Here is a 4,143-nt window from a genome sequence, read left to right as displayed (position 1 = left end):
GGGCGGGGCGCTCGCAGTTCGCCGCCAAGGCGCCCGCGCGCGCCCGCCCGCGGGGCCAGCTCACCGCCGCGCAGCGGGCCTGGCTCGACGCCGAGCGCTCGGCGGGCGGCGGGCGACGCCGGTAGGCCGCTGCCGGGCCGGCGTTCGATGATATGTTCGAATCCGCGCCGACCGGCGTCCGTCCGTCCCGACAGGAGGGCCCCTCATGATCGCCTCGCTCAGCGGCACCGTCGAGCACGTGGCCCTCGACCGGGCGGTCATCGCCGTCGGCGGCCTGGGTGTGCAGTTCTCCGCCACCCCGCAGACGCTGGCCACCCTGCACGAGGGCCGGCCGGGGGCGGTGCAGACCCACCTCGTGGTCAAGGAGGACGCCCTGACCCTCTACGGCTTCGCGGACCGCGACGAGCGCGAGGTGTTCGAGGTGCTCATCACGGCCAACGGCGTGGGTCCCCGCCTCGCCCTGGCGATCCTCTCCGTCCACCACCCCGAGACCGTGCGCCGGGCGGTCACCGAGGAGGACGAGAAGACCCTCACCCGCGTGCCCGGCATCGGGCCGAAGATGGCGCGCAAGATCATCGTCGAGCTCTCCGGCCGCCTCGCGCCCACCGGGGAGCCGGTGCCCGAGGCGGAGGCCGAGGCGAGCGCCGAGCCGACCGTCGAGGCGCTCTGGCACGCCGACGTCGTGCAGGCGATGGCCGGCCTGGGCTGGTCCGAGAAGGAGGCGCTCAAGGCCGTCGAGGCCACCGTGGCGGCCCGCCCGGAGCTGGACGAGGGCCGCGACGTCGCCGCGCTGCTGCGTGCCACCCTGCGCGACGTCGGCATGGCCGGCTCTGTGCGAGGCGGGCGATGAGCGCGGAGTCCTCGCCGCTGTCCGCGGCGGCCGTCGACCCGGAGGAGCGTCGGCTCGAGGCCGCGCTGCGCCCCAAGCACCTGGACGAGTTCGTGGGCCAGATGCGCGTGCGCGAGCAGCTGGACCTCATGCTCGCCTCCGCCCGGCTGCGCGACCGCGCCGCGGACCACGTCCTGCTCTCCGGTCCGCCCGGGCTCGGCAAGACCACGCTGGCGATGATCGTGGCCGCGGAGATGAACGCCCCCCTGCGGCTGTCCTCCGGCCCCGCGATCCAGCATGCGGGCGACCTCGCGGCCATCCTGTCCTCGCTCACCGAGGGCGAGGTGCTCTTCCTCGACGAGATCCACCGGATGTCCCGCCCGGCCGAGGAGATGCTCTACATGGCCATGGAGGACTTCCGGGTGGACATCGTGGTGGGCAAGGGCGCCGGCGCCACCTCGATCCCGCTCGAGCTGCCGCCCTTCACGCTCGTCGGCGCCACCACGCGGGCCGGCCTCCTGCCGGGGCCGCTGCGCGACCGCTTCGGCTTCACGGGCCATCTGGACTTCTACACCGAGGTGGAGCTCGAGCGCGTCCTGCGCCGCTCCGCCCTGCTGCTGGACATGCGGCTGGCCACGGAGGGGTACCGGCAGATCGCCCGGCGCTCGCGCGGCACCCCGCGCATCGCCAACCGCTTGCTGCGCCGCGTGCGGGACTGGGCGCTCGTGAAGGGGCTGGCCGAGGTCGGCGCGCACGACGCCGCCGCCGCCCTGGACATGTACGAGGTCGACGGGCGCGGCCTGGACCGGCTCGACCGGTCCGTGCTCACGGCCCTGTGCACCACGTTCGGCGGCGGGCCCGTGGGGCTCAGCACGCTGGCCACCGCCGTGGGGGAGGAGGCCGAGACCGTGGAGACCGTGGCCGAGCCCTTCCTCATCCGCGAGGGCATGGTGGCGCGGACCCCCCGTGGCCGCGTCGCGCTGCCGGGGGCCTGGGAGCACCTGGGCCTCGCCGCTCCGGAGGCCACGCCGGGGCCGTGACGCCCAGGGCGGGCCCCTACACTGGACAGGCCCGCCCACCCCGAGCATCAGGAGTCCCCCATGCCCGTCGCCACCGCCGCGACCCTGCCCGTGATCGCCCAGCAGGCCCAGGGGGGTGGCGGCAGCCTGCTCATGCTCATCGCCTTCGCCCTGCTCGCGGTGATGCTCTTCCTCTCCTTCCGCAAGGGCAAGAAGATGCAGCAGCAGCAGGCGCAGATGCGCAGCACCCTCGCCCCAGGCGTCGAGGTCATGACGGGCGCCGGCATCTTCGGCACCGTCGTGGCCGTGGACACCGAGGGCCAGCGGGTGACGCTGGAGACCGCCCCGGGCACCCGCATGGACGTGCACCTGCAGGGCGTCACCACCGTCGTGGAGCCGGAGACGGCCGCCGCGCCCACCACGGACCCGTCGCGTCTGGATGACGCCCCCGGCACCGAGTACCGCGCCGACGACGCCGACGACCCGCGTCCGCGCCGCGACGACCTGGCCTGAGGCCCACCCACCCCTGCACACGCGGCCCCGCCTGGCGGGGCCGCTCGAATGTGACGGAAGCACCTGAGCAATGGCGAAGAGAACACCCACCGGCTCCGCCGGGCGCACCCTGGCCTGGCTGGCCGCCCTCCTCGTGGTCCTGGCCGCGATCCTCGGCGGGGGCGTGGCCTCCGGCGCGGCCTCCTGGGCTCCCAAGCTCGCCCTCGACCTCGAGGGCGGCACGCAGATGGTGCTGGCCCCCCAGACCTCGACGGGCGAGTCCGTCACCCCCGAGCAGCTGGACCAGGCCGTGGAGATCATCCGCCAGCGTGTGGACGGCTCCGGCGTGGCCGAGGCGGAGGTCGCCACGCAGGGCTCCCAGAACGTGGTCGTCTCCCTGCCCGGGGTCCCGGACGAGGAGACCCGCCGCCTGATCCAGGCGTCCGCGGACATGCAGTTCCGCCCCGTGCTGCAGTCCGGCCCGGGGGAGGCCACCCCCGAGGACCAGCGCCTGCCAGAAGACCAGCTGCCGAAGCCCGACGGGGAGCCGGCGGACGCCTACGACCCGAACTGGGTCACCCCGGCCCTGCTGGCCGAGTTCCAGGCCACGGACTGCACCGCCCCGCGGGACCCGGCCGCGCCCCCGCCGCCGTCCGACCGGGCGATCGTCGCCTGCCAGCCCTCCGAGGAGCTCGCCGACGGCGCCGTCACGCCGGCCCAGAAGTACATCCTGGGCCCCGTGGTCATCCCGGGCACCCAGATCAAGGGCGCGTCCAACGGCATGGCCCAGGCCCAGGGCGGCGTCTCCACCAACCAGTGGGTCGTCAACATCGAGTTCGACGAGGAGGGCACCAAGGCCTTCACGGAGGTCACCCAGAAGCTCACCCCGTACCCCGAGGGCGACCCGCGCAAGCAGTTCGCGATCCTGCTGGACGGGGACGTGATCTCCGCGCCGCAGTCCAACGTGGTCATCACCAACGGCAGCGCGCAGATCAGCGGCCCCACCCTGAACGAGCAGACGACGGCGCAGTTGGCCGAGCAGCTCAACTACGGCTCCCTGCCGATCTCCTTCTCGATCGAGTCCGAGCAGCAGATCTCCGCCACGCTCGGCCGGGACCAGCTCTTCTGGGGCCTGATCGCCGGCCTGATCGGCCTCGGCCTCGTGGCCGTGTACCAGTTCTTCCAGTATCGGGCCCTGGGCCTGCTGACCTTCGCCTCGATCATCGTGGCGGGCGTGCTGACGTGGCTGACCATCGCGATCCTGGGCTGGACGGACAACTACCGCCTGTCCCTCGCGGGCATCGCCGGGCTCATCGTGGCGATCGGTCTGACGGCGGACTCGTTCATCGTCTACTTCGAACGCATCAAGGACGAGCTGCGCGCGGGCCACACCGTGCCCGTCGCCGTGCACGAGGGCTGGAAGCGCGCCCGGCGGACGATCACCGCGTCCAAGGCCGTGAACCTGCTGGCCGCCGTCGTGCTGTACTTCGTGGCCGTCGGCAACGTGCGCGGCTTCGCGTTCACCCTCGGCCTCACCGCGATCGCCGACCTGATCGTGGTGTTCATGTTCACCCACCCGCTCATGGTGCTGTTGGCCCAGACCCGCTTCGTGGGCGAGGGACACCCGATGTCCGGACTGGACCCGTCGCTGCTGGGCGGGCCGTCCCTGTATCAGGGCGCCGGCCGCTTCCGCGAGCCCGCCCACGCCCCCCGCACCGGGCTCCCGGCGGAGGACTCCGACGAGCCGGCTGACGCGGCGGCCGCCGACGCCCCGCGCCCGCTCGTCGCGACGGGCGCCCCCCG

4 protein-coding genes are annotated in these 4,143 nt (G+C 73.9%); all 4 read left to right on the top strand.

The genetic code is table 11. The annotated features are described in order from the left end of the window. Positions 1 to 205 precede the first annotated feature (205 nt). The gene (gene ruvA, locus SJ20_RS10150) at positions 206 to 850 is read left to right on the top strand and encodes a Holliday junction branch migration protein RuvA (RefSeq protein WP_036317942.1); all 645 of its coding nucleotides are present in this window, start codon (positions 206 to 208) and stop codon (positions 848 to 850) included. Continuing rightward, entirely contained in the window at positions 847 to 1,869 is a 1,023-nt protein-coding gene (gene ruvB, locus SJ20_RS10145; protein WP_036317944.1) for a Holliday junction branch migration DNA helicase RuvB, read from the top strand. Before ruvA ends, ruvB begins: the two co-directional genes overlap by 4 nt. A 60-nt stretch (positions 1,870 to 1,929) precedes the next feature. Further along, positions 1,930 to 2,361: a preprotein translocase subunit YajC gene (yajC, locus tag SJ20_RS10140; protein WP_036317946.1), complete on the top strand. Its 432-nt coding sequence runs from the start codon at positions 1,930 to 1,932 to the stop codon at positions 2,359 to 2,361. 70 nt (positions 2,362 to 2,431) lie between these two features. Further along, on the top strand, positions 2,432 to 4,143 hold a 1,712-nt coding region (gene secD / locus SJ20_RS10135), incomplete at its 3' end, for a protein translocase subunit SecD (RefSeq protein ID WP_044659826.1).

Origin of the sequence: Micrococcus sp. MS-ASIII-49, assembly GCF_000946635.1 — a bacterium.
GTDB classification, from domain to species: Bacteria; Actinomycetota; Actinomycetes; order Actinomycetales; family Micrococcaceae; genus Micrococcus; species Micrococcus luteus.
The sequence above is the reverse complement of the archived record's forward strand: the minus strand, read 5'-3'. Positions and strand labels throughout refer to the sequence as shown.

What these genes read in the sequence shown, in the direction of transcription:
- ruvA (WP_036317942.1), top strand. Translation starts at nt 206, where the DNA reads ATGATCGCCTCGCTCAGCGGCACCGTCGAGCACGTGGCCCTCGACCGG.
- ruvB (WP_036317944.1), top strand. Translation starts at nt 847, where the DNA reads ATGAGCGCGGAGTCCTCGCCGCTGTCCGCGGCGGCCGTCGACCCGGAG.
- yajC (WP_036317946.1), top strand. Translation starts at nt 1,930, where the DNA reads ATGCCCGTCGCCACCGCCGCGACCCTGCCCGTGATCGCCCAGCAGGCC.